Source organism: Aurantiacibacter suaedae (assembly GCF_005434915.1).
Lineage (GTDB): Bacteria > Pseudomonadota > Alphaproteobacteria > Sphingomonadales > Sphingomonadaceae > Alteraurantiacibacter > Alteraurantiacibacter suaedae.
The window spans coordinates 17,135-42,633 of record NZ_SKCG01000003.1 but is presented as its reverse complement, the minus strand read 5'-3'; the positions used below and the strand labels follow the sequence as shown (position 1 = coordinate 42,633).

At 64.2% G+C, this 25,499-nt stretch carries 29 protein-coding genes; 17 read left to right on the top strand and 12 right to left on the bottom strand.

Annotated features, from left to right (window positions below):
• Window positions 1-29 precede the first annotated feature (29 nt).
• Together ptsP and E0473_RS11125 are read right to left on the bottom strand one after the other, a co-directional pair.
• A complete protein-coding gene (ptsP, locus tag E0473_RS11130) occupies window positions 30-2,306 on the bottom strand; it encodes a phosphoenolpyruvate--protein phosphotransferase (protein ID WP_137680981.1) in 2,277 nt (758 codons plus the stop codon).
• A gap of 103 nt (window positions 2,307-2,409) precedes the next feature.
• Window positions 2,410-2,565 carry a DUF465 domain-containing protein gene (locus tag E0473_RS11125; protein ID WP_137681491.1) on the bottom strand — a complete coding sequence of 52 codons (156 nt, stop codon included), beginning with the start codon at window positions 2,563-2,565 and terminating at the stop codon, window positions 2,410-2,412.
• Window positions 2,566-2,800: 235 nt separating this feature from the next.
• On the opposite strand from E0473_RS11125, the gene E0473_RS11120 reads away from it, so the two are divergent.
• Both E0473_RS11120 and E0473_RS11115 read left to right on the top strand, forming a co-directional pair.
• Window positions 2,801-2,998: a YdcH family protein gene (locus E0473_RS11120; RefSeq protein WP_119594809.1), complete on the top strand. Its 198-nt coding sequence runs from the start codon at window positions 2,801-2,803 to the stop codon at window positions 2,996-2,998.
• 108 nt (window positions 2,999-3,106) lie between these two features.
• Complete coding sequence (locus tag E0473_RS11115) at window positions 3,107-3,601, top strand: DUF1465 family protein (RefSeq protein WP_137680980.1); 495 nt, start codon at window positions 3,107-3,109, stop codon at window positions 3,599-3,601.
• A 3-nt stretch (window positions 3,602-3,604) separates the two neighbouring features.
• On the opposite strand, the gene glpK is transcribed toward E0473_RS11115, so the two are convergent.
• The gene (glpK, locus tag E0473_RS11110) at window positions 3,605-5,080 is read right to left on the bottom strand and encodes a glycerol kinase GlpK (RefSeq protein WP_137680979.1); all 1,476 of its coding nucleotides are present in this window, start codon (window positions 5,078-5,080) and stop codon (window positions 3,605-3,607) included.
• Window positions 5,081-5,114: 34 nt separating this feature from the next.
• Here glpK and E0473_RS11105 point away from each other — a divergent pair, with 34 nt between their 5' ends.
• The 4 genes from E0473_RS11105 to E0473_RS11090 are packed head-to-tail and all read left to right on the top strand — an operon-like array spanning window position 5,115 to window position 9,261.
• The gene (locus E0473_RS11105) at window positions 5,115-5,999 is read left to right on the top strand and encodes an MBL fold metallo-hydrolase (protein WP_137680978.1); all 885 of its coding nucleotides are present in this window, start codon (window positions 5,115-5,117) and stop codon (window positions 5,997-5,999) included.
• A gap of 36 nt (window positions 6,000-6,035) precedes the next feature.
• The gene (gene nadA, locus E0473_RS11100; protein WP_137680977.1) at window positions 6,036-7,031 is read left to right on the top strand and encodes a quinolinate synthase NadA; all 996 of its coding nucleotides are present in this window, start codon (window positions 6,036-6,038) and stop codon (window positions 7,029-7,031) included.
• Window positions 7,032-7,039: 8 nt separating this feature from the next.
• Window positions 7,040-8,359 (top strand): DUF2254 domain-containing protein, encoded by a 1,320-nt coding sequence (locus E0473_RS11095; protein ID WP_137680976.1) that lies wholly within the window; start codon window positions 7,040-7,042, stop codon window positions 8,357-8,359.
• Between the two features lie 14 nt (window positions 8,360-8,373).
• Window positions 8,374-9,261, top strand: a complete 888-nt coding sequence (locus tag E0473_RS11090; RefSeq protein ID WP_137680975.1) for an HpcH/HpaI aldolase/citrate lyase family protein — start codon at window positions 8,374-8,376, stop codon at window positions 9,259-9,261.
• On the opposite strand, the gene E0473_RS11085 is transcribed toward E0473_RS11090, so the two are convergent.
• Complete coding sequence (locus E0473_RS11085) at window positions 9,258-9,596, bottom strand: hypothetical protein (protein WP_137680974.1); 339 nt, start codon at window positions 9,594-9,596, stop codon at window positions 9,258-9,260. The genes E0473_RS11090 and E0473_RS11085 overlap by 4 nt on opposite strands.
• Before the next feature lie 2 nt (window positions 9,597-9,598).
• The gene (lipB, locus tag E0473_RS11080) at window positions 9,599-10,276 is read right to left on the bottom strand and encodes a lipoyl(octanoyl) transferase LipB (protein WP_277751521.1); all 678 of its coding nucleotides are present in this window, start codon (window positions 10,274-10,276) and stop codon (window positions 9,599-9,601) included.
• Window positions 10,277-10,329: 53 nt separating this feature from the next.
• Between lipB and E0473_RS11075 the strand changes: the two genes are divergently transcribed.
• Window positions 10,330-11,157 carry a hypothetical protein gene (locus E0473_RS11075; protein ID WP_137680972.1) on the top strand — a complete coding sequence of 276 codons (828 nt, stop codon included), beginning with the start codon at window positions 10,330-10,332 and terminating at the stop codon, window positions 11,155-11,157.
• On the opposite strand, the gene arsC is transcribed toward E0473_RS11075, so the two are convergent.
• The 3 genes from arsC to E0473_RS11060 are packed head-to-tail and all read right to left on the bottom strand — an operon-like array spanning window position 11,154 to window position 12,822.
• On the bottom strand, window positions 11,154-11,498 hold the full coding sequence (arsC, locus tag E0473_RS11070) for an arsenate reductase (glutaredoxin) (protein ID WP_137680971.1): 345 nt from the start codon (window positions 11,496-11,498) through the stop codon (window positions 11,154-11,156). The two genes, E0473_RS11075 and arsC, sit on opposite strands and share 4 nt — an antisense overlap.
• A complete protein-coding gene (locus E0473_RS11065; RefSeq protein WP_137680970.1) occupies window positions 11,495-12,049 on the bottom strand; it encodes a (2Fe-2S)-binding protein in 555 nt (184 codons plus the stop codon). Before E0473_RS11065 ends, arsC begins: the two co-directional genes overlap by 4 nt.
• Window positions 12,050-12,063: 14 nt before the next feature.
• Window positions 12,064-12,822 carry a class II aldolase/adducin family protein gene (locus E0473_RS11060; RefSeq protein WP_137680969.1) on the bottom strand — a complete coding sequence of 253 codons (759 nt, stop codon included), beginning with the start codon at window positions 12,820-12,822 and terminating at the stop codon, window positions 12,064-12,066.
• Between the two features lie 136 nt (window positions 12,823-12,958).
• Between E0473_RS11060 and E0473_RS11055 the strand changes: the two genes are divergently transcribed.
• The 10 genes from E0473_RS11055 to E0473_RS11010 all read left to right on the top strand — a co-directional run bounded on the left by E0473_RS11055 (window position 12,959) and on the right by E0473_RS11010 (window position 22,161).
• Window positions 12,959-13,501, top strand: a complete 543-nt coding sequence (locus tag E0473_RS11055; RefSeq protein WP_137680968.1) for a VOC family protein — start codon at window positions 12,959-12,961, stop codon at window positions 13,499-13,501.
• A gap of 18 nt (window positions 13,502-13,519) precedes the next feature.
• The gene (locus E0473_RS11050; RefSeq protein ID WP_137680967.1) at window positions 13,520-14,812 is read left to right on the top strand and encodes an MFS transporter; all 1,293 of its coding nucleotides are present in this window, start codon (window positions 13,520-13,522) and stop codon (window positions 14,810-14,812) included.
• Between the two features lie 6 nt (window positions 14,813-14,818).
• Complete coding sequence (locus tag E0473_RS11045) at window positions 14,819-15,778, top strand: AraC-like ligand-binding domain-containing protein (RefSeq protein ID WP_137680966.1); 960 nt, start codon at window positions 14,819-14,821, stop codon at window positions 15,776-15,778.
• Window positions 15,779-15,853: 75 nt separating this feature from the next.
• Entirely contained in the window at window positions 15,854-16,387 is a 534-nt protein-coding gene (locus E0473_RS11040; protein ID WP_137680965.1) for a 2,4'-dihydroxyacetophenone dioxygenase family protein, read from the top strand.
• 13 nt (window positions 16,388-16,400) lie between these two features.
• The gene (locus tag E0473_RS11035) at window positions 16,401-16,940 is read left to right on the top strand and encodes a 2,4'-dihydroxyacetophenone dioxygenase family protein (protein WP_137680964.1); all 540 of its coding nucleotides are present in this window, start codon (window positions 16,401-16,403) and stop codon (window positions 16,938-16,940) included.
• A 74-nt stretch (window positions 16,941-17,014) separates the two neighbouring features.
• Window positions 17,015-17,575, top strand: coding sequence for a 2,4'-dihydroxyacetophenone dioxygenase family protein (locus E0473_RS11030; protein WP_241657468.1), 561 nt, complete (start codon window positions 17,015-17,017; stop codon window positions 17,573-17,575).
• 138 nt (window positions 17,576-17,713) lie between these two features.
• Window positions 17,714-18,568, top strand: a complete 855-nt coding sequence (locus tag E0473_RS11025) for an SDR family NAD(P)-dependent oxidoreductase (protein ID WP_137680963.1) — start codon at window positions 17,714-17,716, stop codon at window positions 18,566-18,568.
• Window positions 18,569-18,621: 53 nt separating this feature from the next.
• Window positions 18,622-19,740 (top strand): NAD(P)-dependent alcohol dehydrogenase, encoded by a 1,119-nt coding sequence (locus E0473_RS11020; RefSeq protein WP_137680962.1) that lies wholly within the window; start codon window positions 18,622-18,624, stop codon window positions 19,738-19,740.
• A gap of 7 nt (window positions 19,741-19,747) precedes the next feature.
• A complete protein-coding gene (locus E0473_RS11015) occupies window positions 19,748-20,749 on the top strand; it encodes an alcohol dehydrogenase catalytic domain-containing protein (protein WP_137680961.1) in 1,002 nt (333 codons plus the stop codon).
• Between the two features lie 44 nt (window positions 20,750-20,793).
• Window positions 20,794-22,161: an MATE family efflux transporter gene (locus E0473_RS11010; RefSeq protein WP_137680960.1), complete on the top strand. Its 1,368-nt coding sequence runs from the start codon at window positions 20,794-20,796 to the stop codon at window positions 22,159-22,161.
• On the opposite strand, the gene E0473_RS11005 is transcribed toward E0473_RS11010, so the two are convergent.
• The 4 genes from E0473_RS11005 to E0473_RS10990 all read right to left on the bottom strand — a co-directional run bounded on the left by E0473_RS11005 (window position 22,158) and on the right by E0473_RS10990 (window position 25,413).
• Window positions 22,158-22,523, bottom strand: coding sequence for a winged helix-turn-helix domain-containing protein (locus E0473_RS11005; RefSeq protein ID WP_137680959.1), 366 nt, complete (start codon window positions 22,521-22,523; stop codon window positions 22,158-22,160). The two genes, E0473_RS11010 and E0473_RS11005, sit on opposite strands and share 4 nt — an antisense overlap.
• Before the next feature lie 28 nt (window positions 22,524-22,551).
• A complete protein-coding gene (locus E0473_RS11000; protein WP_137680958.1) occupies window positions 22,552-23,346 on the bottom strand; it encodes a response regulator in 795 nt (264 codons plus the stop codon).
• 378 nt (window positions 23,347-23,724) lie between these two features.
• Entirely contained in the window at window positions 23,725-24,177 is a 453-nt protein-coding gene (locus E0473_RS10995) for a response regulator (protein ID WP_241657467.1), read from the bottom strand.
• Window positions 24,178-24,228: 51 nt separating this feature from the next.
• Window positions 24,229-25,413 (bottom strand): N-acetyltransferase, encoded by a 1,185-nt coding sequence (locus E0473_RS10990; protein WP_137680957.1) that lies wholly within the window; start codon window positions 25,411-25,413, stop codon window positions 24,229-24,231.
• Window positions 25,414-25,499 lie beyond the last annotated feature (86 nt).

Here is a 25,499-nt window from a genome sequence, read left to right as displayed (position 1 = left end):
CAAGCTAAATCAGGGCATTTCTGCCGCTTTTACTCGAACTCGATCCCCTGCTCCTCGGCCCAGTCGCGCATGGCGCCGCGCAGATCGGCCGGGGGATTGGCCAGCCATTCGTCCATCTGCACCGAAAGCAGGGTGGTATCGATGCTGCGGATCAGTTCCTTGAGCGGCCCCACCGCCGCCGGCGTGATCGACAGCCGCCGCAAGCCGATCCCGATCAGCGCCAGCGCCTCAAGCCGCCGCCCGCCCATCTCGCCGCAAACGCCGACATCGACCGGGAACGGCGCGCAGGTTTTCACCACGCGGGCGAGGAAGCGCAGGATCGCCGGGCTCAGCCAGTCGTACCGTTCGGCCAGCGCCGGGTTCGAACGGTCAGCCGCGAACAGGAACTGCGTGAGGTCGTTGGTGCCGATCGAGACGAAGGCGATCCGGTCGAGCAGCAGGTCGAGCACCTCGGCCAGCGACGGTACCTCCAGCATCACACCGTAGTTGATCTTGCTCGGCAGCTGGTGCTTGCGCATCCTGAGGTAGGCGACCTGATGTTCGAACACCTTGCGCGCATCGTCGAATTCCCACGGTTCGGACACCATCGGGAACATCACGTTCAGCTCGCGCCCCGCCGCCGCTTCGAGCAGCGCGCGCGCCTGCGCCTTGAGCAGGCCATCACGCTCCAGCGAGAGGCGTAGCGCGCGCCAGCCCATGGCCGGGTTCTCATCTTCCTCGCCGGTCTTGTTGACGAGATAGGGCAGGCTCTTATCACCCCCGATATCGACGGTGCGGAAGATCACCTTCTTGCCCTTCGCCGCGTCGAGCACCTCGCGGTAAAGCCGCGCCTGCCGCTCGCGCGCGGGCAATGCGGCGGAGACGAGGAACTGGAACTCGGTGCGATAGAGGCCGATGCCGTCCGCGCCGGTCATGCCGAGCATCGCCACGTCGTCGCGCAGGCCGGCGTTCATCATCACCTCGATGCGCACACCATCCTTGGTGCGCGGCTCGACATCGCGCAGCTTGGCATAGCCTGCCCGCCGCTCGCGGCTGCGCGCGAGCCGTTCCTCGAAAGCATCGGACACGGCCTGCGTCGGGCGCAGCGTGACCTGCCCGGTGTCGCCATCGACGAGAATTTCATCGCCCTCACGCACCAGCCCGCGCAGGTTCCTGAGGCGACCGACCACCGGAATGCCCATCGCGCGCGCCACGATCACCACATGCGCAGTGAGCGAGCCTTCTTCCAGCACCACCCCGCGCAACCGGCGCTTGTCATATTCGAGCAGCTCCGCCGGGCCGAGGTTCTTGGCGATCAGGATGGAATCGCCGGTCAGCCCACTGGTCGCCGCCGTGCCGACCTTACCCGAAACGATCCGCAGCAAGCGATTCGAGAGGTCTTCCAGATCGTGCATCCGGTCAGCCAGCAGCGGGTCTTGTATCTGGCGCATCCGCATCCGGGTGCGCTGCTGCACGCGCTCGATCGCGGCCTCGGCGGTTAGGCCGGAATCGATCGCCTCGTTGATGCGGCGGCTCCAGCCCTCGTCGTAGGCGAACATCTTGTAGGTTTCGAGCACCTGCTCGTGCTCGCCATCGACACCGAACTCGGCCTGGGTCGACATCTGCTCGATCTGGTCGCGCATCCGGTCGAAGGCCTGATAGACCCGGTCGCGCTCGGCCTCGATATCCTCGGCCACGGTCTGTTCGATATGGACGCGCGGCTGGTGGAACACCGCCTTGCCGCGCGTGAGGCCCTTCACCAGCATCAGCCCGTTGATCTGCGCCTGCCCGGTCTGGGCATTGCTGGCCCCGCCCAGCTCCTCGCCATCGACGAGGCCGGCGTGATTGATAAGCTCGGCCAGCACCATGGCCACCGTCTGCAGCGCCTCGATCTCCACCTCTTCGTAAAGCCGGGGCTCGACATGCTGCACGGTGAGCACGCCAATCGCCCGCTCGCGCCGCACGATAGGCACGCCCGCGAAGGAGTGGAACCGTTCCTCGCCGGTTTCGGAGCGATACTGGAATTCGGGGTGGGTGGCCGCCTCTTCGAGGTTCAGCGTCTCGATATTCTGGGCGATGGTGCCGGTCAGCCCCTCGCCCACGCCGAGCCGGGTGACATGGACGGCCGCCTGATTCAGCCCGCGCGTGGCGAACAGTTCGAGCATACCTTCACGCAGCAGGTAAACCGAGCAGACCTCGCTATCGAGCGTCTCGCCGATCACTTCCACCACGTTGTTGAGCTTGGCCTGCGCATGGGTGCGCGCCGCCATCACCTCGTGCAGCCGGGTGAGAATCGTGCGAGCGGCAGAGGCGGCGGACAACGGCATGACCGAAATGCCTATAGCACGAAACGAAAAATGCAAATCGGCGCGCGGCTTACCCCGCCCTAAAAATCAGGTGGAGACAAGACCGCGCGCCGCTTGCGGGCCGTTAATGCAGCGCGATTTCTTCCTTAAGCTTTAGCTTGGCTTTCTTGATGTCCTGAACAAGCGACGCATCGGGCGACGGGCGGCTCATTTCTTCCTTGAGGCGGCGGTCAAGGCCTTCATGCTTTTGCTGAAGCGCGCTGACATGGGAAGATTGCATAGGGCTGTTCTCCTTTCGCCATGGCCGGACAAAACCCGGCCGAGTTGGACCGCGCGGAAAACCCGCCTCGATGGGCCGACTCGGCTGGGCCGGTACATGCGAGGCGAGCCGCGCAATTGTCATCAAATCACAATAGTTCTAAACGGACAATTACGGGTTGCGGCGAAGCGGTAGAACGCAAGGATATGTCGCCACCAATCACGAGGAGCGCTGCGAAAATGGGCACAGTTGCCGCATGACGGAAGAAGAGATGCGCAAGGCGCTGGCAATGCTTCAGGTCGAACATCGCGACCTCGACATTGCCATCTCCGCGCTCACCGAAAGCGGCGGCCCCAACCTGTTGCAGGTGGCCCGCCTGAAGAAGCGCAAGCTGCGTCTGAAAGACCAGATCGCCGCCATTACCGACTATTTGACGCCCGATATCATCGCCTGATCGCAGCGGTGAAAATCGTTCCCGCGTGGGACAGGTTTACGCTTGTGGGAAAATCGCGCCAACCCTTACTGGCGTCGAGCTAGGTGGGGCGCTAGCTCGATAAGCGCTATGCAAAATGCTTCAACCGTTTCGCCCGCAATTCTCGATGCTCTCTATGAAGAGGCCTTGTGCCTCACCGAAGCCGCCCGCGCCGAATTTACCTCGGCTCGCGCCGCGCAACCTTCGCTGCGCGCCGATAGCCTCGGCGACGCGGCCGATAGCGGCACGACGGCCCGCCTCACCCTTTCGTGCGAAGCCTTGCGCACCACGACGCGGCTGATGCACGCGATGGCCTGGTTGCTCAATTTCCGGGCCTATTTCAGCGGCGAGCTGAACGCGTTTCAGCTGCGCCGGTTCGGCCGCCTGCCCGCTGCGCAAGCCCTCGGCTCGGCGGAAGAGCTGGCCGCGCTGAGCGCACCGGCGCGCGCCGTCGTCGAAACCAGTTGCTCCTTGTACGACAGGCTGGCCCGGCTTGACGAGGCGTTTCATCGCGGGTTCGAAGTCGCACCGCCCGCGCTTGAGAACCTGCACAACCGGATCGACCGCGCCTTCGCCGCGCGCTGACCATCACACTTTCGCCAGCGCCCGCTCCCAGTTCGCCAGCCGCAGGGCGCGGGCAGCCGGGTCCATCTCGGGGGTGAAGGTGCGCGCCGCCCCCGTCATCGCGGAGGCGGCCTCGGCCAGCGTGGGATAGGCACCGCAGCCCAGCGCTGCGAGGATCGCCGCGCCCAGCGCCGTTGTCTCGACGAAGTGCGGGCGGGTAACAGGCAATTGCAGGATGTCGGCGATATCCTGCGCCATCCAGTCGTTCGCCGCCATGCCGCCATCGATGCGGATGCCGCGCCAGCGTGCGCCGTCGGCGGCGAAGGCGGCGGCGAGGTCGCGCGTCTGGTGCGCCATGGCCTCCAATGCCGCGCGCACGACATGCGCCTTGCTGCTGGCAAAGCTGAGCCCGGTGATGCTGCCGCGTGCTTGCGGGAGCCAGTGCGGCGCGCCTAGCCCAGAGAGTGCGGGCACCACCACCACCCCGCCGCTGTCGGCCACGCTGCGGGCGAGGTCTTCGGTTTCGTCTGCGCTGGCGATCAGGCCGAGGGTGTCGCGCAGATACTGGATCAGGCTCCCCGCAACGAACACCGAGCCTTCGAGCGCATAGGTCCGCGTGCCGCCAATTTGCGTAAGCACCGTGCCGAGCAAGCGGTTGTCCGAGTGCGGCACCTGCGCGCCGGTGCTGGCGAGGATGAAAGCGCCGGTGCCATAAGTCGCCTTGGTCGCGCCTGGTTCGAGGCAGCCCTGCCCTATGGTAGCGGCCTGCTGATCGCCCGCCATTCCGCAGATCGGGATCGCCTTGCCGAGCAGCTCGGGCGCCGTTTCGCCAATGGCTCCGGCGCAATCGACCACCTCCGGCAACGCGGCCAGCGGAACGCCGAACAGATCGCACAGGCCCTCGTCCCAGGTGTCGCTATCGAGCGGCAGAAGCAGCGAACGGCTGGCGTTGCTGGCATCGCTGACGTGGCGCTCACCTTGCGAGAGGCACCACACCAGCCAGCTTTCGACCGTTCCGAAAGCCAGCGTGCCTTGCTCTGCCGCCGCGCGCACTTCGGGCACATTGTCGAGCATCCAGCGCATCTTGGTGGCGGAGAAATAGGGATCGAGCAGCAGGCCGGTCTTCCCACGCACCGTTTCCTCGTGCCCACGCGCTTTGAGCTGCGCGCAGAAATCGGCGGTGCGCCGGTCCTGCCAGACAATAGCGCGGGTGAGCGGCTCGCCGGTGTGCTTGTCCCAGGCGACCACGGTTTCGCGCTGGTTGGTGATGCCGATGGCAGCGATGCGCTCGGCCCCGCCAGCCTGCTCCACGACTTCGCGCGCGCAGGCGAGCGTTTTGTCCCAGATCTCGGCGGCGTCATGTTCCACCCAACCGTCTTGCGGATAGAATTGCCTCAGCTCCGCCTGCGCCGTGCCGCTTGGCTTTCCATCGAGCGTGAACAGCATGGCCCGCGTGCTGGTGGTGCCTTCGTCGAGAACTAGAATGTACCGGTCACTCATGGCAATCCGCCTCCGTTGCCGCCATATGGCGCGCATGTCCCTGCCCCCGCAACCCCAAGACCCGTCATCATGGCCGACTGGTAACGTCGAACAGCTTGAGCCGCTGGTCGCGCGCGTGCTCGCGCCCAATCCCTCGCCCTTCACTTACACCGGGACGCAGACCTATCTGGTCGGCGACGAGGAAGGCGTGGTGGTGATCGATCCCGGCCCGGCCGACCCCGCCCACCTCGACGCGCTCACCAGCGCCATTGGCGAGAGGCCGGTGGTGGCGATCCTCTGCACCCACACCCACCGCGACCATTCTCCTGCCGCGGCTCCCTTGGCACAGGCGACAGGCGCGCCGATCATCGGTTGCGCGGCGCTGCACATCCATTCGGACGAACCGCGCGTCGATGCGCCGTTCGATCAGGACTATGCGCCCGACCGTACGCTGGCCGACGGCGAGCAAATCAGCGGCCCCGGCTTCACCCTCACCGCCGTCGCCACGCCGGGGCACACCTCGAACCACCTGTGCTATGCGCTGGAGGAAAGCGGGGCACTGTTCACCGGAGATCACGTGATGGGCTGGTCAACCAGCGTGGTGGTCCCGCCCGATGGCGACATGGCCGATTACATGGCCAGCCTGGATAAACTCTACGCCCGCGAGGATCGCATCTACTACCCCGCCCACGGTCCCGCCGTCGAAAAGCCCAAGCAGCTGGTCCGCGGCATGGCCGGGCATCGCCGCCAGCGCGAGCGGCAGATCGTCAAGCTGCTCGGCGAAGAGGCCCGCTCCATCGCCGCGCTGGTGCCGGTGATGTACAAGGGCGTGTCGGAAAAGCTCTGGCCAGCCGCCGGGCAAAGCGTCCATGCCCATCTGATCGATCTGGAACGGCGCGGCCTCGCCACGCGTTCAGGTGACATCTGGGCCATAGCCTGACAAACAGCGCCCCAAAGACCACATGAGGATTCGCGCATGAGCGACGCTGCCAAAGTTCCCGCCGGGACCGACCTGATCGACGAAATCAATGCCTTGCGCAAAGAGCGCAATGCGGTGATCCTTGCCCATTACTATCAGAAGCCCGAATTGCAGGATCTGGCCGATTTCGTGGGCGACAGCCTCGAACTCAGCCGCAAGGCCGCCGAAACCGATGCCGATGTGATCGCCTTTTGCGGCGTGAAGTTCATGGCCGAGACCGCCAAGATCCTCAGCCCCGAAAAGATCGTGGTACTGCCGGACATGGAAGCGGGCTGCTCGCTTGAGGATAGCTGCCCGCCCGAAAAGTTCGCCGCTTTCCGCGCGCGCCATCCCGATCATATCGCGCTCACCTACATCAACTGCTCGACCGAGGTGAAGGCGCTCAGCGACATCATTGTCACCTCATCCAGCGCCGAGACGATCCTGCAGCAGATCCCCAAGGATCAGCCGATCATCTTCGGCCCGGACCGGCACCTGGGCGGCTGGCTCAGCCGCAAGTTCGACCGCGAAATGCTGCTGTGGCCGGGTGTGTGCATCGTCCACGAGGCCTTCAGCGAAACCGAACTGCTGAAATTGAAGGCGCAGCACCCCGGCGCTCCCGTCGCCGCGCACCCCGAGTGCCCGCCCGCCATCATCGACCATGCCGATCATGTCGGCTCGACCAGCTCGATCCTCAACTTCGCGCGCGACTTCCCGGGCGACACGCTGATCGTGGCGACCGAGCCGCACATCATGCACCAGATGGAAAAGGCGCTGCCCGAAAAGACTTTCATCGGCGCACCGGGGGCCGACGGCAACTGCAACTGCAATATCTGCCCCTACATGGCGCTGAATACGCTGGAGAAACTCTACGTCGCCTTGCGTGACCTCGAACCGAGGATCGAGATAGAGGAAGGCCTTCGGGTGAAGGCCAAGGCCAGCCTCGACAAGATGCTGGAAATGGCCAGCGCCTCGGTCGGCAAGGGCGATCTGGGGCCGGTAACGGCAGGCTGACAAGGGGCATGAAAGCCGATCTGCGCTGGTTCTGGGCCCGCCTGACCGCCAACTACTGGTTCTTCCCTTCGCTATTCGCGATTGGCGCGGCCTTGCTCGCCTTCGCCTCGGTGTGGGTGGACCGGTCGGGCCTTGTCGAAGGGCTGACCGATGCCAGCTGGGTGGTCGCGGCGCGGCCTGAAAGCGCATCGAATATGTTGCAGGTCATCGCCGGGTCGATGATCGGGGTCGCCTCCACCGTGTTCTCGATCACGATTGCGGCGGTCGCCTATGCCAGCGGCACCTATGGCCCGCGCCTGCTTACCAACTTCATGGAGGACAAGGGCAACCAGCTTAGCCTGGCGACCTTCATCGGCACCTTCGTTTATGCCTTGAGTGTGCTGCACACCGTGCGCGGCGAGGACGAAACACCGGCCCTCGGCGCTGCGGGCGATCCCCTGCCCGGTTTCGTGCCGCAGCTGTCGCTGCTGGTTGCCTATGCCCTGATGGCAATTTCGGTCGGCGTGCTGGTCTACTTCCTCAACCATGTGCCCTCGGCCATCCGCATCAACAAGGTGCTGCACGATATCGGCCGCCGTCTGTTGCACATGGTGCGCGACGAGTTTCCCGAAGAGGCAGCCGCCGAGCACTCGCGCGCGCGCCCTTCGGGCGAGCCGCTGCTGGCCCAGCGCACCGGCTATATTCAGTTGATCGACTTCGAGGAAATGCTGGGCGTTATGCGCGAAGCCGGAGGCAGCTTCGTGCTGTGCGTTCGCACGGGCGACTTTGTGCATCCGGGGATGGCGCTTGGCGAGATAATCAGTGCCGAGGCCAGCGATGAGCGAGAGGAGAAACTGCACGCCGCCTTCACCTTCGGCTTTGCCCGCAGCCCTGAGCAAGACCCGCAGTTCCTGATCGACGAGCTGGTCGAGATCGGTTTGCGGGCGCTGTCGCCCGGTATCAACGATCCGTTCACCGCAATCACGGCGGTTCACTGGCTCGGCGCGGCAACCGCCGAACTTGGCACGCGCAATCTCGACAAGATTTTGCACGACGACGAGGAAGGTTCGGATTGTACCGTCTATCCGCTGCCCGACGACTTCGACCACTATGTGAAGCGCGGCTTCGGCGCGATCTCTAGCGCGGTCGCGACCAGCCCGATTGCGACCAAGGTCATGTTCGACACACTGCGCCATGCTGCCGATGCGATCGATTCGCCAGCCCGGCGCGCATTGCTGGCCCGGCAGGGGTCACGGCTGCACGATCAGACGCGCGAGTGCCTTCGCGGCCCCGATCTGGCCGAGGTCGAGGTCCGCTACACCGCCTTTGCCCGGTCCTTCGCCGACTAACGAGGAGCCTCACGATGCCGATCCGATCCTGGCTGTTCGTTCCCGGCGATAGCGACAGGAAGCTGGCCAAGGCTGCCGGCGCTGGCGCCGATGTGGTGGTGATCGACCTGGAGGACGCGGTGGCCGACGCCGCCAAGCCCAAGGCCCGCGAACAGGCGCGCGAGTGGCTGCAGGTTCACGGCGCGGAGCTGACGGCGGGCGCGCATATGCGCCGCTGGGTGCGGATCAACGCGCTCGACACGCCGCACTGGCGAAGCGATCTGGCCGCGATAATGCCCGGCGCGCCGCACGGCATAATCGCGCCCAAGGTCACGTCGCCCGATCAGCTGCGCGCGCTTGCTGCAGAGCTTTACGAACTGGAGCAAAACAGCGGTTTACCCAGCGGCGAGACCGCGATCATGCCTATGCTCGGCGAGAGCGCGGCGGCGGCGCTGGCGATTCCCGCCTTCTCCGATCCAGCCTTTGTCCTCAATCGCATCAGCGCTTTCGGCTGGGGTTCGGAAGACCTCGCCCGCTCGGTCGGCGCGCAGCGCAAGCGCGACGAGCATGGCCGCTGGACCGACCTGTTCCGCCATGTCCGCACGCAGGTGGTGCTGGCCGGCGGAGCGAAGAAGGTCGCCGCTATCGAAACCATCCACGCCGATTTCCGCAACCTCGACGCATTGGCCCGGGTTGCGGGCGAGGCCTGTGCCGATGGGTTTTCAGGGATGCTGGCGATCCACCCGGCGCAGGTGCCGGTTATCAACGCTGCCTTCACTCCGAGCGAAGAGCAAGTCGCCCGCGCCCGCGCCATCGTGCAGGCGTTTAACGAGCGGCCCGACGCCGGGGCCCTGCAGCTCGATGGCGAAATGATCGAAAAGCCGCACCTTGCGCAGGCGCGCCTGCTGCTCAGCCGCAGCTAGTTCGCCGCTTCGTCTGCCTCAGCGGGTGCAGGCACTTCTGCCGGAGCTTCGGGCGCGCTCTCCTCGGGCTGCTCGGTCGCAGCCTCGTCGCTCGCCGCATCAGCGCCCGGCGCAGCATTTGCGGTGCCGCTGGGCGCTGCGTCCACCGGCGGCGGCGCCGAGTGCAGCTCGTCGAGCGGCAACATATCGTCGGAGATCGTGCCCTCCAGCACCTCGCCGCTGACATTGCTTTCGTCGATGGCGCTTTCGTCCGGCTCATCGGAGAACAGGTCGCAAGCCGTCAGCAGGCCGCAGGCGGCGACGAGCAGAGCGGCATTGAAGATCGGTTGGCGCATGGTCACTCCGCAGCGGCGAGCGCAGCAAGGAACTCCTCGCTGCGCGCCCGCAATGCCTCATCCCATAGCTCGGGCGCAAGCGGCTTTCCCAGCCTTTGCATGCTGGTGACGCCATAGTCGGCAATGCCGCAGGGCACGATCCCGCCGAAGTGCGACAAATCGGGCGACAGGTTCACCGCCAGCCCGTGCATCGTCACCCACCGCCGCACGCGCACGCCGATCGCGCCGATCTTGGCCTCACGCCCGTCGATGTCGTGGGTCCAGATACCGATCCGCTCGGGCACGGCGAAGGCTTCGACCCCGAAATCGCCCAGCGTGGCGATCACCCAGTTCTCAATCCCGTGGACGAACCGGCGCACGTCGCGCCCGCGTTTGCCGAGGTCGAGCAGCACATAGGCCACGCGTTGGCCCGGCCCGTGATAAGTATACCGCCCGCCGCGCCCGGTTTCGACCACGTCGAAGCGCGGATCGACGAGGTCGGCAAGGTCGGCGCTGGTCCCGGCGGTGTAAACCGGCTCGTGTTCAAGCAGCCAGATCAACTCACCCGCTTCGCCATCGGCAATGGCGCGGTTGCGGGCTTCTTGCTCGGCCAGCGCCGCACGGTAGGGGATCGGCGCGTAGGACTGGCGCCATTCAATCGGCTGAAAGCTCATAACCGCATTTGCGTGGCGCTTGGTGATGCGCTTATCAAGCCCCGGCTCACGATTGTGGCCGCGAATAAGAGGATCAAGCGATGAAGTTCGACATGGGTGCCGCCTGGAACGAGGCGGTCGCAATGATGGCCGCCAATCGCGAGGTGCTGGCAATCGTCGCCGGGATTTTCTTTTTCCTGCCCTCGCTGCTGGTGGCGCTGGTAGGACCCGATCTCAACGCGATCATGGCCTCTCCCATGACCACGCCCGACGAGGTGGAGCAGCTGAGCGAGCAAATCATGGTCGCCTATGGCGAAAGCTGGTGGATCTTCGCGCTTGCCACGCTTGCCCAGATGGTCGGCTATATCAGCCTGCTGGCGCTGCTGCGCGACAAGGGGCGCCCCACAGTGGGCGAGGCGATTGCGATGGGCGCGAAGGGGCTGTTGCCAGCCATCGCGGCCTATCTGATCGTAACGCTGGGCATTTCGGTGCTGTTCGTGGCCATCGTGGCGCTGCTGTCGGCTACGGGAATTGAGGCGCTGATCGCCCTGGGCGCGCTGATCGCCATCGTGGTGACGATCTACGCCATGATCAAGTTTTCGCTCGCCGCGCCGGTGATCGCGATTGAGAAGGTGGCCAACCCGATTGCCGTGTTGAAGCGAAGCTGGACGCTGACGAAGGGTAATTCGTTTCGTATCCTGCTGTTCTTCATCCTGATCTTTATCGTCTATATGGTGATCTCGATGGTCGCGGGGCTGGTCATGGCCGGACTGATCACGGCGATTGGCGGCGAGGCGGGCAAGCTGGTGCAAGGCGTTGTCGGCGGCCTCCTCGGCATGGCGGCAACCGTTGTGGTGGTGGCGGTGCTGGCCGCCACGCACCGCCAGCTATCGGGCGCCAGCGTTTCCGCCAGCGCCACGTTCGACTAGAGAATCTCTTCGACCGTCTCTTTGGGCCGGCACAGACGCACGCCTTTTTCGGTTTCGACCAGCGGGCGCTCGATCAAGATCGGCTCGGCCACCATGGCATCAAGCACGGTATCGGCGTCGGCTTCGGGCAGGCCGCGCTCCTCGGCATCGGTTCCGCGCATACGCAGGCCCTCGGCAGGCGTCATCCCGGCATCGGCATAGAGCTGCGCGAGCTTCTCGCGGCTGGGCGGATTCTTGAGATATTCGATCACCTCAACCTCCACCCCGTCCCGCTCTTCCAGAATGGCGAGCGTGTTGCGCGAAGTGCCGCACTTGGGGTTGTGCCAGATCGTCGCTTTCATTCGGTTGGTCCTTTGTTGTCCATATCCAGCGCCGGCACCGCGCGCGCGGCATCGGCAGGGTCGATTCCAGGGGCAGGCGCTGCGCTGATGCGTTCGGCCCGGCGCGCCACGCGGCCAGCCCGCTGCACCGCCGCCACCAACCGCGGATAGACCCCGCAGCGGCACAGGTTGGGAATGGCCCGCCGAATTTCGTCTTCGCTGGGATCGGCGTTGCGCCTGATCAGCGCCGCCGCCGCCATCACGATCCCCGGCGTGCAGAACCCGCACTGGATAGCCTGTTCGGCCACCATTGCCTGCTGCACCGGATGCGAGCGGTCACGCGCCAACCCTTCGATGGTCGTGATGAAGCGCCCCTCGGCCTCGGCGAGCGTAATCAGGCAACTTCGCAGCGCCTCGCCATCGACCAGCACCATGCAGGCCCCGCAATCGCCCTCACCGCAGCCATATTTCGTACCCGTCAGGTTGGCCGCCTCGCGCAGCGCCCACAGCAAGGGGGTGGCCGGATCGAGGTCGAAGTTCACCGGCCTGTCGTTGACGGTCATGGCAGTCATGACGTCAGCCTATGTCAGTCGCGCCAGCTGGAGTCTATCCGGTCGATCTTGCGGGTCCAGGCTTCGAAATCGAGCTTGCCGAATTCGTCGGTCAGCTGGTTATCGCGGTCGCGCTGGTGCACGGCGATAACCTCGTCCGACACTTCGAGCGGATCGCCCATGGCAGAAGTCTTCACCTGCACCTCGCAGGCGCGCTGCAACATGTAGTAAAGCAGGAACATCTCGTAGATCGTGCTGCCCATCACCACCGGCCCATGGTTGCGCAGCAGCAGCACTTTGTTCTGGCCGACATTCTCGATCAGCCGCACACCCTCTTCCGAGCGCACAGTGACGCCTTCGAAATCGTGGTAACCCACTTCGCCGGCGAAGAAACACGAATAGAAGTTGCTCTGCCGCAGGCCGCCCTTGCTGCTGCACACGGCCATGGTGTCAGGCGTGTGAGTATGGACGATGGCGTGGGCGTGATCCAGGCTCTTGTGGAACACCGAATGCTGGGTGAACCCCGCAAGGTTCACCGGATAAGGATTGTCGCCGACCTTGTTGCCCTCGCCATCGATCTTGATGAGGCTGGAAGCCGTCACCTCTTCCCACAACAGGCCATATGGGTTGATCAGGAAGGCATCATCCTCGCCCGGCACGCGCACGGTGATGTGGTTATAAATGCTCTCATACCAGCCAAGGTGCGCGAAGATGCGGTAGCATGCGGCCAGCTCCTGCCGGGCCTTCCATTCGGCCTCGCTGCATTGGACACGGGGTTTCAGTTGCGTTGCCATGATCGCCTCTCTCGTTCTGGGTCTATTTGACTCGTGCAAGCCTCTCAACTCGTGGAAGCTTCATTGACTTTCTCTGCGCCCTGCGCAAGCCTTTCGGGAAAGGTTGGCCGCAGAGCTGACCGGGGAGAGACAAGCGATGCAGCAGCTCGGCTTCGGCCAGCCAATGGGCACGATTGCCCAAACGGCCTTTATCGTGCCTGATCTGATGGCGGCCATCGCGCACTGGACGGCGGACAAGCGCGCCGGGCCGTTCTTCGTGCTGCCGCACCTGTTCGCGCCGGGCCAGATCTACCGCGGGCTGGAGAGCCGCGCCGATGTGACGCTCGCCATGGGTTTTGCCGGGCACATGATGATCGAGCTGATCCAGCCGCTCGACAGCCACCCCAGCGTCTATCGCGAGACGATCCGGCTGCGCGGGCATGGCTTCCACCATTTCGGGATTGCGGTTGAGGATGTCGATGCCGCGAGCGCGGACTATCAGACGCGCGGTTATCACGAGGCCTATCGCGCTGCGGTCCCCACCGGGGGTGAGGTGGTCTATCTCGATAACGGCGATGGCGCGGCCACCGGCTTTCTCGAATTGCTGCCCGTGAACCCGGCGATGGACGCCACCTTCACCCGCTTCTGGGAAGCGAGCCGCAACTGGAACGGCTCCGACCCCGCCCGCCCCTTCGCCTGAGCATAGGAACGCAAACGCATGTCCGCACCGCACACCGACACACCGCAACCCGGACAGCTTCAGGGCAACTGGCTGACCAACTCGCCCGCCTATCAGACCTTGCTGGTGTTCCTGCTCGCGCTCAATTTCGGGATCGTCTTCTTCGACCGGCAAGCGCTCAACGCACTGATGCCCTTTGTCGAGCCCGAGCTGGACCTGTCGCAGACGCAGATCGGTCTGCTTGCCTCCGGCCTCTCGTTCAGCTGGGCTATTGCGGCCTTCTTCGTGGGGCGGCTGTCCGACAGTCTCGGCAAGCGCAAGATTCTGCTGGTGCTGTCGACCGTGGCTTTTTCGCTGTGCTCGTTCCTCTCAGGCGTGGCGACAAGCTTCCTGTTCCTGTTCGCCGCCCGCCTGCTGATGGGTGCAGCCGAGGGGGGCGTGATGCCGATCAGCCATGCGATGGTGGCGAGCGAGGTCGACCCCAAGCGGCGCGGGCTTGCGCAAGGCGTGGCGCAGAACCTTGGCTCGAACCTGCTCGGCAGCTTTCTTGCCCCGGTGGTGCTGGTGTGGTTTGCCACGCAATACAGCTGGCGCGAAGCCTTTTACCTTGCTGCCCTGCCTGGCCTGCTGAGCGCCGCGCTGATCTGGTTCGCGCTGCGCGAGCCTGCCAAGGCTCCGGTGGCCGAAGAGGCCGCGCCGAAGGGCAACTATTTCGCCGATGTCGTGAGCGCGATGAAGATCCGTAACATGTGGATCAGCGTGGTGGTCGGCGTGCTGATGGTCGCGCACTTCGTCACCACCTGGGCCTTCATGCCGCTCTACCTCACCGAGGTGAAAGGCTACGACCCGAGCACGATGAGCTGGATCATGGGCTCGCTCGGCATTGCGGCGGCAATCTACTCGTTCACCGTGGCCGGCATTTCGGATGTGATCGGGCGCAAGCCGGTGATGGTCGCGCTGCCGCTTCTGGCGGTGCTCGGCCCGCTTGGCGCGATGTACTGGGAGGGGGGCGCTTTTGGCCTCGCCGCGATCTTCTTCGTCGGCTGGGCGGTGAACGGGGTGTTCCCGATTTTCATGGCGACGATCCCGTCCGAAACCTTCCGCCCGGTCCATCACGCGACCGTACTTGGCCTCGCCATGGGCAGCTGCGAGGTGCTGGGCGGCGTGTTCGGGCCGATTATTGGCGGCGCGCTGAACGATGCCTTTGGTATGGACAGCTTCCTGTGGCTCTTGATCGGCCTCTCGCTGGTCTCGGGCGTGATCGCGCTGGGATTGCAGGAAACCGCCCCGGCCGCGCTGAGGCGCAAAGGCCTCACCTTCCGGCCTGTCTGACGCAGCATGAGCGCGGTCCAGCAATTCACCACCCGCGACGTCGCCCCTTCGGAGCGCGCGCGGTACTGGAACGACATGGCCGCACTGCGCTACGCCGGGAGCCGGGTCGAGGCCGCCTATGGCGAGTTCACCGGGCGCATGTGGAGCTGGAACATCGGCCCGCTCGCGATGCTGCGCCCGCGTACCAACCCCTGCCGCGTGCTGCGCGAGCCGCTGCCGGGGAGCGAGCACAACCTGATTCTGCACCTGCAATCGCGTGGCCATGGAACCTATTCGCAAGGGACGCAGACCGCGCAGCTCGAACCGGGCGATGCGGTGCTGTGCAGCACCGCCGCGCCCTACGAGATCGCGCTCAGCCATCACGAAACGCTGGTGATCGAATTCCCGCGCGCGCTGATCGAGGCCAGCTTCGGCCCGCTTGATCATCGGCTGGTGCAGCGGCTGCCCGGCACCTCGCCCTCCCTGCGGATCTTCCACGATTTCCTGCTCTCGCTATGGCAGCAGGGCTATCGCGAGGAGCATCACCTCGGCTGGGAAGAAGAGGTCGCCCGACTGTTCGCCGGAATGCTGGCCATGGCCCTGCACGGGGCGGACTTCGAACAGGCCAAACGCGCCCAGCCGGAAATGGCGAGCCGCGTGCGCGCCATCGTCGAGGCGCGGCTGCAAGATCCGGAGTTCTCGGTGCTGAACATCGCCGAGGCCTGCGACATCTCGGTGCGCGCGGTGCAGAAGGTTTTTGCGTCCATGGGCACCACGCCGAGCGCCTATATTCAGGAGCGCCGCCTCACCCGCGCGGGCGAAAAACTGCTCGCCTATCCCGAGGCCACCATCACCCAGATCGCGTTCGACCACGGTTTTAACGACAGCGCCTATTTCTCCCGCTGCTTCCGCCGCCGTAACAGCATGACCCCGCGCGAATTCCGCGCGCTGCGCGATGATACCGGCGAAGGTTCGCCTCAGTCCTAGCTTAGCGCCTGCGCGAGGTGTACTCTGGCAGCCAGTCCGCACCTCAAAAAGAGGGCGGCGACGAGAGGAGAGCACATGCCCGAAGCCCCTACGACAGAACCCTGGGCGGGTACGCCGCCTGTTCCCCATGCCCTGCGCCCCGGTGCCAAACCCGAGGCCTATATGGCCAAGATCGCGGAAGGCCCGAAGGAATACTGGGTGCCGATCGTCGAGGGGGTCTATTCCAAGCCGGTGTGGATCAGCCCCAGCCTCAACATGTGGGCCGATGTGCTGATGGCCGAGAAGGCCTGCATCGTGAACCGGCACTATCACCCCAAGCCGATCTGGGCTTACACGATCAGCGGCAAGTGGGCCTATCTCGAGCACGACTGGACCGCCACGGCGGGCGACTTCATCTTCGAGACACCCGGCGAATCGCACACCCTCGTTTCTTATGAGCACCCCGATCCGATGAAGGTGTTTTTCGTCGTCTCCGGTCCGCTGATGTGGCTCGACGAGGAAGGCAACTCGGTCGGACACTATGATGTGTTCGATTATATGACGGCCGCCCGCGAGCACTACGAGAGCGTGGGCATCGGTGCCGACTATGTCGATACATTGATAAGATAACAGGAGAGTATCCATGGCTACCAAACTCAAGGCCCCGCCATCCGACACCAAGGAAATCGTCGATGTTCCGTGGCCCTATCGCGACACGGTGGAACGGCTGAGCCCCGGCGGGCGCTATATCGATGCGCAAACCGATGTGGACTCGCCGTGGGTTCCATTTGGAGAAAGCGCCGCGATCAAACACTTGAGCTTCGACGTGCGCACCAACACCTATTCCAACATCTTGTGGATGAAGGGCCCAGGCACGATCGGCACGCATCTGCACCGCGGCACTGTGACCATGGTCACGCTCGAAGGAAGCGTCCGCTATCTCGAATACGACTGGGTCGGCACGCCGGGCGGGCTGATTCTGGAAACACCCGGCGAAGCGCATACGCTGGTCACCGAACATCCCGACGGCTGCAAGCTGTTCGGCCAGATGAACGGACCGATCGAGTTTTATGACGCGCAGGGCACCTACATGGATACCGTCGATGTGTGGTGGTTCATCGAACACTACGAGAACCACTGCAAGGAAAACGGCATCGCAATCAACCAGAAGCTGTACCTCTGAGCGAGTTCAAACTTCGTCATTGCGAGGAGCCGACGGTGACGCGGCAATGACGCCAAGCGAAAGCAATCGATCCCATGGCAACAACCACTGACAAACCGGCGCTGGGCGGGATGAAAGCTCCGCCCTCGGGCGCGTACAAGATCGTCTCCGTGCCCGAAGCGCACAAGCCGATGCTCGACCAGTATTGCGTCGCGGGCACCTATGTCGGCCTGTCGGAGGAAGAGAGCCCTTGGGTTCCCTTCGGCGACAATGCCGCGATCCGCCACCTTGCCTTCGATGTGCGCAACAACGTCTATGCCAACGTGCTGTGGATCAAATCGCCCGGTGTGATCGGCACGCACAAGCATCGCGGGATGGTCTGGGCAATCGGGCTCGAAGGCTCGTTCCGCTATCTGGAATACGACTGGGTTTGTGGCCCCGGCGAGTTCATCACCGAATTCCCCGGCCACGCGCACACGCTCGTCACCGACGATCCGAACGGGATGAAGGCTTTCTTCTGGATGCAGGGCGCGAACGAGTTCTATGACGAGAATGGAAATTTCGTCGAGACTCTGGATGTCTGGTGGTTTATGAGCCACTACGAAAGCTACTGCAAAGAGCACGGGTTGGAGATCAACCGGCAGCTCTATCTGTAATTGGCGCGATGAAGGGGGGAGAGGCCTTCGTCGATGCCCCTCGCGGCCTCATCCGTGCGCGCTTACTGCGCCGCCGGGTGAGGCCGCGACCCTTCCCTCGAAAGTTCGGCGCAATTCCGGCTCTGGAAGGATGACCGCATGAAAACGCTCGATCAATTCGACCTTACCGGCCGCTCGGGCCTTGTCACAGGCGCGGCCTCGGGCATTGGCCTCGCCTATGCCGAAGCTATTGCGGAGGCGGGCGCGAAAGTGACGCTTACCGACATCGACGCCGAGGGCGCAGCGCGCGAAGCGCAGCGACTTTGCGACGAAGGTTACGAAGCGCGCTGGGATAGCTGCGACGTGACGGACCTCGCGCAGGTCGCCAAGGCCTTCGACAACCATGTGGCGGCCTATGGAGGTTGCGATATTGCCTTCGCCAATGCCGGGCTCGATGTGGGCAACGGGTTCTGGAGCCCCGAAGACGAGCGCAATCCCGCAGGGCAGATCGACGTTTACGATCCAGATCGCTGGGACAAGTCCATCGATATCAACCTTTCGGGCGTGTTCCGCACCGTGCGCGAGGCGGCGCGGGTGATGAAGGCGAATACCCCCGAAACGCATGGGCGCCGCGGCGGGTCGATCGTTATCACCTCGTCGAACGCGGCGGAGGTCAACGAAGCCATCGTCGGCGTGCCCTACATGGCGGCGAAGGCGGGTGTGAAACACTTCATGCGTCACGCCGCTTATGAACTGGCCGCCTATGGCATCCGCGTGAACGCCATCGCGCCCGGCCCCTTCGTAACGAATATCGGCGATGGCTGGGTGAAGAAAAATCCTGCCGCGAAGGAAGCGTGGGACAAGCTGGTGCCAGTGGGCCGGATGGCCGAAACCTATCAGATCAAGCCGCTTGCGCTGCTGCTCGCCTCCGATGCTGGCAGCTATATGACCGGCGCCCATGTGATGATCGACGGCGGGATGCAGCTTGGCCCGGTCAAGCCGTTGAACGGCTGACCCACGAGGCATAGATACCCCATAACAAGTCGTCCTAGTTGGAGAGAAATAGCATGACCACCCCCGCCCGCGCCGCCATTTGCCGTGGCAATACCGAGCCCTTCGCCATCGAGGATGTCGAGCTGGACGATCTGCGCCCCGACGAACTGCGCGTGCGCGTGGTCGCCTGCGGGGTGTGCCACACCGACATGGCCGTGCGCGACGAGCAACTGCCCGTGCCGCATCCGGTGGTGCTGGGCCACGAAGGCGCGGGTATCGTCGAGGAAGTGGGCAGCAATGTCACCGTCGCCAAGCCGGGGGACCGGGTGGTGATGAGCTTCAACTCCTGCGGCACCTGCCCCAGCTGCGAAGTCGACGCCCCCACCTATTGCTACAACTTCTTCCCGCACAACTGGAGCGGCGCGCGGGCCGATGGCTCACCCGTGATGTTCAAGGGCGGCGAGAAGATGAACGCCAACTTCTTCGGCCAGTCGAGCTTCGCCACTCATGCCATCGCGCATCAGCTCAACACCGTAAAGGTGCCCGACAGCGCCGCGGATATCCCGCTCGAACGGCTCGCGCCGATCGGCTGCGGCCTGATGACCGGCGCGGGCGCGGTGCTGCGCTCGATGAAGGTGCGTGAAGGGATGCCGATTGCCGTGTTCGGCGCAGGCACTGTGGGAATGGCGGCGATCATGGCGGCGAAGATCGCGGGCGCGAACCCGATTATCGCGGTTGACCTGAACGATGGCCGGCTGGAACTGGCGAAGGAACTGGGCGCAACCCACGCTTTCAACGGCAAGGATGATGCCATCGCCAAGATCAAGGAGCTGGTGCCGCAGGGCCTCGGCTATGCCTTCGACACCACCGGTATCAACACGATCATCCAGGACGCCTGGGGCCTGCTCGCCCCGATGGGCATCTGCGGTATCGTGGGGGCCAGCGATCCGAAGGCTGACCTTACCTTCAACGAAGCCGAATTCATGGGCGGCGGGCGCCGCGTGATGGGCATTCTGGGGGGCGACAGCGATGTCGGCTCGTTCCTGGTCGAACTGCTCGACTATCACGTGAAGGGCGAGTTCCCGTTCGAAAAGCTGATCGGCTATTTCGATTTCGACGAGATCAACGATGCGATCGAGGCGAGCGAGAACGGCTCGGTGGTTAAGCCCGTGCTGAAGATCTCCGAAGAGTAAGCAGGCGATGAAAGCCGTCACCTTCCAGGGCCTGCACACCCCTTTGAAGTGGGAAGAGGTACCCGATCCGGCACCGTCGGCGGGCGAGCTGGTGGTGAAGGTCGGTCGCTGCGGCATCTGCGGCAGCGACCTGCACATGACCGAGGATGCCGCGTACGGCTGCCAGCACGGCGATATCCTCGGCCATGAGTTCGCAGGCGAAGTGGTCGAGACCGGCAAGGATGTCAGCGGATATAAAACGGGCGACCTCGTCTCGGTCATCCCGCTTAAAAGCTGCGGCCGGTGCGAGCAGTGCCGCAAGGGCACCGTGCAGTGGTGCGAGCAGTTCGGGCTGCAAGGCGGCGGCTATGCCGAGTATGCGGTGACGCGGCCCAACCAGTGCGTGCCGCTGCCGAGCGACCTCACCCTTGCCGATGGCGCGATTATCGAACCGCTGGCGGTCGCGCTGCACGGGGTGAATCTGTCGGGCATGACAACCGGCGACAAGGTGCTGGTGCTCGGCGCGGGGCCGATCGGGCTGGCGGTCGCCTTCTGGGCCAAGCGCATGGGAGCCGGACGCGTGGCGGTGCAGGACATCGCCCGCCATCAGGAACAGCGGGCCATGGAAATGGGCGCCGATGCGTTCGTGGTCGATCCGGCCGATCCGGTGGGCAGCGCCACCCGCGCGCTGGGCGGGCCTGCCGATGTGGTGTTCGAATGCGTCGGCATTCCGGGACTAATCGCGCAGGCCGTGGAGCAAGTTCGCCCCGATGGCACGATACTGCTGCTGGGTCTATGCACCAAGCCCGACACTTTCAATTCGTTCGCGATGCTGAGCAAGCAGGTGCGGCTCGTCACCAGCGCCTTCTTCACCCGCCAGGAATATGTCGCCACGCTGGCCGCGCTAGAAAGCGGAGCGCTCGCGCCGCGTATCATGGTCACCGATACGATCACGCTTTCGAACACCCCCGAGGTGTTCGAAAGCCTCAAGCAGCGCAGCGGCCAATGCAAGGTCATGATCGCGCCCTAACTTAGCGCTGTTGCTGCGGCGCGACGCAGGCTATCGCGCCTTCGATGAGCGAAAAGGCAAGATTGGTCCGCGGCTCCATTGCGGGCCATCTGGTGCGCCAGACCGCGCCTATGATCATCGGCGTTTCGGCCATGGTATCGACCGGCATTGTCGATGCCTATTACATCGGCCGCCTCGGCGCGACCGAGTTGGCCGCAATCAGCTTTATCTTCCCTGTCGGCACCGCGCTCGCCAGCCTCGGCGTTGGCGTAATGGTGGGAACGTCCTCGGTAGTGAGCCGCGCCATCGGTGCAGGTAACGAGCGCCGCGCTGCCTCCTGCGCGACGCTGGGCGTCCTGCTCGGCCTCGGCTTCGGGCTGCTGATCGCTCTGGCGCTGGCGCTGGGTGCGACATCGCTGTTCTCGCTGATGGGCGCCGATGGCAAAGCGCTGCGGCTGATCGGGCTGTACATGCTGCCCTATGCCCTGGGCTTCCCGCTGCTTTTGTGCCTGTCGGGCCTCAACGGCACCCTACGCGCGCAGGGGCTGGCTAACCGCTCCACGCTCGTCTCGCTGAGCTTTGCGCTGGCGAACTGGGTGCTCGATCCGATCCTGATCGACGGGGCTTTCGGGTTCGCGGGCTTCGGTATGGCGGGCGCGGCCTATGCCACGGTGGCAGGCTGGCTGCTGGGAATGGCCGTTGGGCTGTGGGCGGTACAAAGCTCCGAAATCCCCCTGCGCCCCGCCCTGCTGCGCGAAGCCGACGTGGCCGAAGGCGCGCGCGACGTTCTGCGGGTCGCCCTGCCCGCCAGCTTCACCAGCTCGATCAACCCGCTGGGCCTGGCGATCCTCACCGGCCTGCTCGCGCGCGAGGGCGAGGCGGCGGTCGGCGGGTTCGGCATCGGCGGGCGCTTGCAGACCTTCGCGGTGGTGCCGCTGCTCGGCCTGTCGGGCTCGATCGGGGCGATCGTCGGGCAGAACTGGGGCGCCGCCGCCTATGATCGCGCGCGACTGGCGCTGGTGCAATCGGGGCTGTTCTGCCTTGGCTACGGCTTGCTGGTGGCGACCGCGCTGTTCTTCTTCTGCGACCCGCTAGCCGCGCTATTCACCGACGATCCGGCCACGCGGCAGGCGGCCACGTCCTACCTGCGGATCGCGGCCTGGGGCTACGCCGCCTATGGCGTGTTCATCGTGTGTAATGGGGCGTTCAACGCGGTCGGTCATGCAACCAAGGCGCTGGTGCTCTCGCTTGCGCGGGTGGGGCTGGCCATGGTGCCTTTCGCCCTGCTGTTGCAACCGAGCTGGGGGGCAAGCGCAGTTTACAGCGGCGAGCTGGTCGCGAACTTCGCGGGCGGGCTGGTGGCAGCGGCGCTGGCCTATCGCCTGCTGGCATTTTCGCAGACGAGCCGGAAGAAGCCAGCCGACAATAGCTAGGCTCCGGGCGGTGCCGGCCGGTCGCGCAGCATCGTTTGCAGCACATCTTCGCTGGCAGGCACCACGCCCATCACCCGCTCTTGCAATGCGCGATAGGCGATAAGCGCCCGCTGCCCGGCATCACTGACACGGGCACCGGCCTTCCGGCCACCGCCGGGCGTACTTTCGACCAGCTTTTCCTGGAAACAACGGTTCATCACGTCGACCATCAACCATGCGCGCCGATAGCTCAGCTCCATCTCGCGCGCGGCGGCGGAGATGGAGCCGGTGCGTGCGATAGCCTCAAGCAAGTCCGCCTTGCCGGGGCCCATCGCAATCTCATCGCCGCAGTAAAGCTGCAGCTTGAGTTTCAATCGCTTCATGCGGCCCCGTCCAAGCAGGCGCCGCGCGTCAGCTTAGCGGCTTGCTCGAACCGAAGAACAGCGCCTGGCTGATCGCGGCGCGCACGGTCGTTTCCTGGAAGGGTTTTGTGATGAGGTAAGTCGGCTCGGGCCGGTTGCCCGTAAGCAGACGTTCCGGATAGGCGGTGATGAAGATCACCGGCACCGAACCGATGGCGAGAATATCGTCCACCGCATCGAGGCCCGATGAGCCGTCCGCCAGCTGGATATCGGCCAGCACGAGGCCGGGCATCACATCCTTGACCGATTCCTGCGCCTGGGTCCGGGTGGCCGCCGTGCCGCAGATTTCGTGGCCCAGCGAGCGCACGAGGTCTTCCAGCTGCATCGAGATCAGCGGCTCATCCTCGATGATCAGCACGCGGGTGGTGCTTTCACGCTCGATCTCGGCGATGGCATCACGCACCAGATCCTCCACCTCGGAAACCTCGAGATCCATGATCGTGGCCACCTCCTGCGAGGTAAAGTCTTCCACTGTGGTGAGCAGAAGCGCCTGGCGGTTGGCGGGCGTGATGCGGCCAAGCTGCAACTGCGCCGCTGCTTCGTGCCCCATGCTCTCGCCCGAAGACATTTCGGACTCGACCGCAGCGCTCGACCAGATTTTCGTGAAAGCGCGATAAAGCGGCACACGGCCGCCGCGCAGCTCCTCTGCCAGCTCTGCATCGGCCAATGCGGCCTCGAGCGTGGCAGTAACAAAGGCATCGCCGCTCGCCTGCGACCCCGTCAGCGCGCGCGCGTAGCGGCGCAGGAACGGCAAGTGCGCGGCGATTTCAGCTCCGATTGACATAGATTATTCCCTCTTTCGACTTGCCCTGAACGCATATCGACGCCGAGGGTTCCAGCCCATCTTGTTTCACGCGCCGTGCCATCATCAGCGCCAATCGAAAAGGCCTGATTCACCTGCCCGAAAGCCACTCGATCAAGAATATTTACGCTTCGCACATTTTTTTGGGAACGCACTTTACAAACGCGCATTTCCTCTCTGTCACCGCCGCTTACCCCCCTCTTCCCGTCCCTGCGACCGGTGACACGATCCAAGATTAGGCCCCCGCCCGAAACCGGACGGGGGCCTTTTTTTGATCTAAGCGGTCAGGCTTTTCCAAGCATCGGACGCGCAGGCGCAGCAAGCCAGCGCACCGGCAAAGAGGCATTATGTGAAGGTGGATCAGCGCCCGTTGCGGCGCAGCAGCGTGAACAGTCCCGACTTGGGTCCTTCCGATAAAGCGGCGGCCAGATCGTCAGGATCGTAGGGCTTCACGAATACCGGGCCAAGCGCGGCAACGTTGGCCGGAATGGACTCAGGCGATCCGGTCGAAAAAGCGATGCGCGGAGGGCGCGGACCAAGCATGGTGACCAATTCGGCCAGCGCCCAGCCGTCGTCGCGGTCAGCCAGATGCACGTCGAGTACGATCGCATCGGGACGCTGTTCGCTGTCCAACTCTCGCATGGTCTGTTCTACGCTGGCGCAGATCGTGACCTTGCCGGCTCCGGCTCGCATCAGCGCATCTTCAAGCGCCATGGCGAGGATCGCATCGTCCTCCACCAGCAAGACATGCGCGAGCCCTCGGACCGGCTTGGGCCGCTCGTCGGCAGAGGTATCTGTAGAGGTCGATGGCAACTAAATTTCTCCGTGCCGAACAAACGCGCCAACGACACTTTGGCTCCCGCCTCAGACCAAAGGCTTTTCGTAAATGCTGTATTCCCGGTTGCACTTCGATCCGATCGCGTCGGCGATAGCGACCATGCCCTGGTTATCCTCCAGCACCCAGCCTACCTCCGCGCGCGCACAACCATAGGTGCCCACGGCTTCTCTGCGGATGTACTCGATCATCATGAAGGCCAGCTGACTGGCCAGCCGGGTATTCTGGTGCTTCTTCACCACGCCCATCAGCGGCACCCGGAAATCGGCTCGCTTGGGCTTGCGCAGCCACCACAGCAACCGCAGCGCGTTAAACGGTAACAGCTTGCCATTCATGGTGATGAGCAAGCGGTTGATATCAGGCCAGGCCAGCATGAAAGCGACCGGCTCGCCATCGAGTTCGGCTATCATGTTGGTGCCGGCGAGAATCAGCGGCTTGAGCTTCTTCTTGGCATATTCCTTTTCGGTGTCGGTGAAAGGAACAAAGCCCCAGTTCTTCGACCAAGCGTCGTTGAGGATGGAAATGGCGATTTCGGCATCCTCGTCGAACCGCGCGGGATCAACGTTGCGCACAGTGATCTTCTGATTGCGCTCGCCCAATTTCACGATTCGGTCGATCAGCGGCGGAAACCCCTGGGCCACGTTGAGATCATAGGTAAAAAGACGCTTGGCGAGCTTATAATCTTGCCCCTCGATCCAGGCCTGATAATCAGCCTTGTTGTGCCCCATCATGACCATCGGCGGATGATCCTGCCCCTTGGTAAGCAGGCCGGGCTCTTCCCACACGGAGAGGCTGATCGGCGCCAGCACGCGGGTCATCCCCTGCCCGCGCAGCCAGTCTTCCGCAGCCGCGATCAATGCGGCCATGGTGGCCTCGTCGGCGGCCTCCATAAGGCCCCAGTTGCCCGTGCCCGGCCCCATGCCCTGCTCCACCGGCTGTTCAAGCGCGAGTTCATCGATATGGGCGGAGATGCGCCCCACCACCTTGCCATTGCGGCGAGCGAGGAAGAGCTGCATCCGCGCATGTTCGTGGAACGGGTTCTTGCCGGGGGTCAGCAGTTCGATCATGTCGGCGCGCAGCGGCGGCACCCAGTTGGGATCGCCAGCATTTAGTTCGTAGGCGCATTCGACAAAAGCCTTCAACTCGGCCTTGCCGCTCACCGGCGTGACACTTATTTGATCGGTCACAAATACCGCCTTTCGTTCATCGGGCATAAGCCCGGTATGTGCATGAAGGGCCAGTGCAGCGCCACATAATGGCGCGCAAGGCCCATATGCGCTAAGGCGACGGGAAATCTATT

Bases quoted from the DNA above. Each gene is read 5' to 3' on its own strand.
- ptsP (WP_137680981.1), bottom strand. From the start codon at position 2,306: ATGCCGTTGTCCGCCGCCTCTGCCGCTCGCACGATTCTCACCCGGCTG.
- E0473_RS11125 (WP_137681491.1), bottom strand. From the start codon at position 2,565: ATGCAATCTTCCCATGTCAGCGCGCTTCAGCAAAAGCATGAAGGCCTT.
- E0473_RS11120 (WP_119594809.1), top strand. From the start codon at position 2,801: ATGACGGAAGAAGAGATGCGCAAGGCGCTGGCAATGCTTCAGGTCGAA.
- E0473_RS11115 (WP_137680980.1), top strand. From the start codon at position 3,107: ATGCAAAATGCTTCAACCGTTTCGCCCGCAATTCTCGATGCTCTCTAT.
- glpK (WP_137680979.1), bottom strand. From the start codon at position 5,080: ATGAGTGACCGGTACATTCTAGTTCTCGACGAAGGCACCACCAGCACG.
- E0473_RS11105 (WP_137680978.1), top strand. From the start codon at position 5,115: ATGTCCCTGCCCCCGCAACCCCAAGACCCGTCATCATGGCCGACTGGT.
- nadA (WP_137680977.1), top strand. From the start codon at position 6,036: ATGAGCGACGCTGCCAAAGTTCCCGCCGGGACCGACCTGATCGACGAA.
- E0473_RS11095 (WP_137680976.1), top strand. From the start codon at position 7,040: ATGAAAGCCGATCTGCGCTGGTTCTGGGCCCGCCTGACCGCCAACTAC.
- E0473_RS11090 (WP_137680975.1), top strand. From the start codon at position 8,374: ATGCCGATCCGATCCTGGCTGTTCGTTCCCGGCGATAGCGACAGGAAG.
- E0473_RS11085 (WP_137680974.1), bottom strand. From the start codon at position 9,596: ATGCGCCAACCGATCTTCAATGCCGCTCTGCTCGTCGCCGCCTGCGGC.
- E0473_RS11075 (WP_137680972.1), top strand. From the start codon at position 10,330: ATGAAGTTCGACATGGGTGCCGCCTGGAACGAGGCGGTCGCAATGATG.
- arsC (WP_137680971.1), bottom strand. From the start codon at position 11,498: ATGAAAGCGACGATCTGGCACAACCCCAAGTGCGGCACTTCGCGCAAC.
- E0473_RS11065 (WP_137680970.1), bottom strand. From the start codon at position 12,049: ATGACTGCCATGACCGTCAACGACAGGCCGGTGAACTTCGACCTCGAT.
- E0473_RS11060 (WP_137680969.1), bottom strand. From the start codon at position 12,822: ATGGCAACGCAACTGAAACCCCGTGTCCAATGCAGCGAGGCCGAATGG.
- E0473_RS11055 (WP_137680968.1), top strand. From the start codon at position 12,959: ATGCAGCAGCTCGGCTTCGGCCAGCCAATGGGCACGATTGCCCAAACG.
- E0473_RS11050 (WP_137680967.1), top strand. From the start codon at position 13,520: ATGTCCGCACCGCACACCGACACACCGCAACCCGGACAGCTTCAGGGC.
- E0473_RS11045 (WP_137680966.1), top strand. From the start codon at position 14,819: ATGAGCGCGGTCCAGCAATTCACCACCCGCGACGTCGCCCCTTCGGAG.
- E0473_RS11040 (WP_137680965.1), top strand. From the start codon at position 15,854: ATGCCCGAAGCCCCTACGACAGAACCCTGGGCGGGTACGCCGCCTGTT.
- E0473_RS11035 (WP_137680964.1), top strand. From the start codon at position 16,401: ATGGCTACCAAACTCAAGGCCCCGCCATCCGACACCAAGGAAATCGTC.
- E0473_RS11030 (WP_241657468.1), top strand. From the start codon at position 17,015: ATGGCAACAACCACTGACAAACCGGCGCTGGGCGGGATGAAAGCTCCG.
- E0473_RS11025 (WP_137680963.1), top strand. From the start codon at position 17,714: ATGAAAACGCTCGATCAATTCGACCTTACCGGCCGCTCGGGCCTTGTC.
- E0473_RS11020 (WP_137680962.1), top strand. From the start codon at position 18,622: ATGACCACCCCCGCCCGCGCCGCCATTTGCCGTGGCAATACCGAGCCC.
- E0473_RS11015 (WP_137680961.1), top strand. From the start codon at position 19,748: ATGAAAGCCGTCACCTTCCAGGGCCTGCACACCCCTTTGAAGTGGGAA.
- E0473_RS11010 (WP_137680960.1), top strand. From the start codon at position 20,794: ATGAGCGAAAAGGCAAGATTGGTCCGCGGCTCCATTGCGGGCCATCTG.
- E0473_RS11005 (WP_137680959.1), bottom strand. From the start codon at position 22,523: ATGAAGCGATTGAAACTCAAGCTGCAGCTTTACTGCGGCGATGAGATT.
- E0473_RS11000 (WP_137680958.1), bottom strand. From the start codon at position 23,346: ATGTCAATCGGAGCTGAAATCGCCGCGCACTTGCCGTTCCTGCGCCGC.
- E0473_RS10990 (WP_137680957.1), bottom strand. From the start codon at position 25,413: ATGCCCGATGAACGAAAGGCGGTATTTGTGACCGATCAAATAAGTGTC.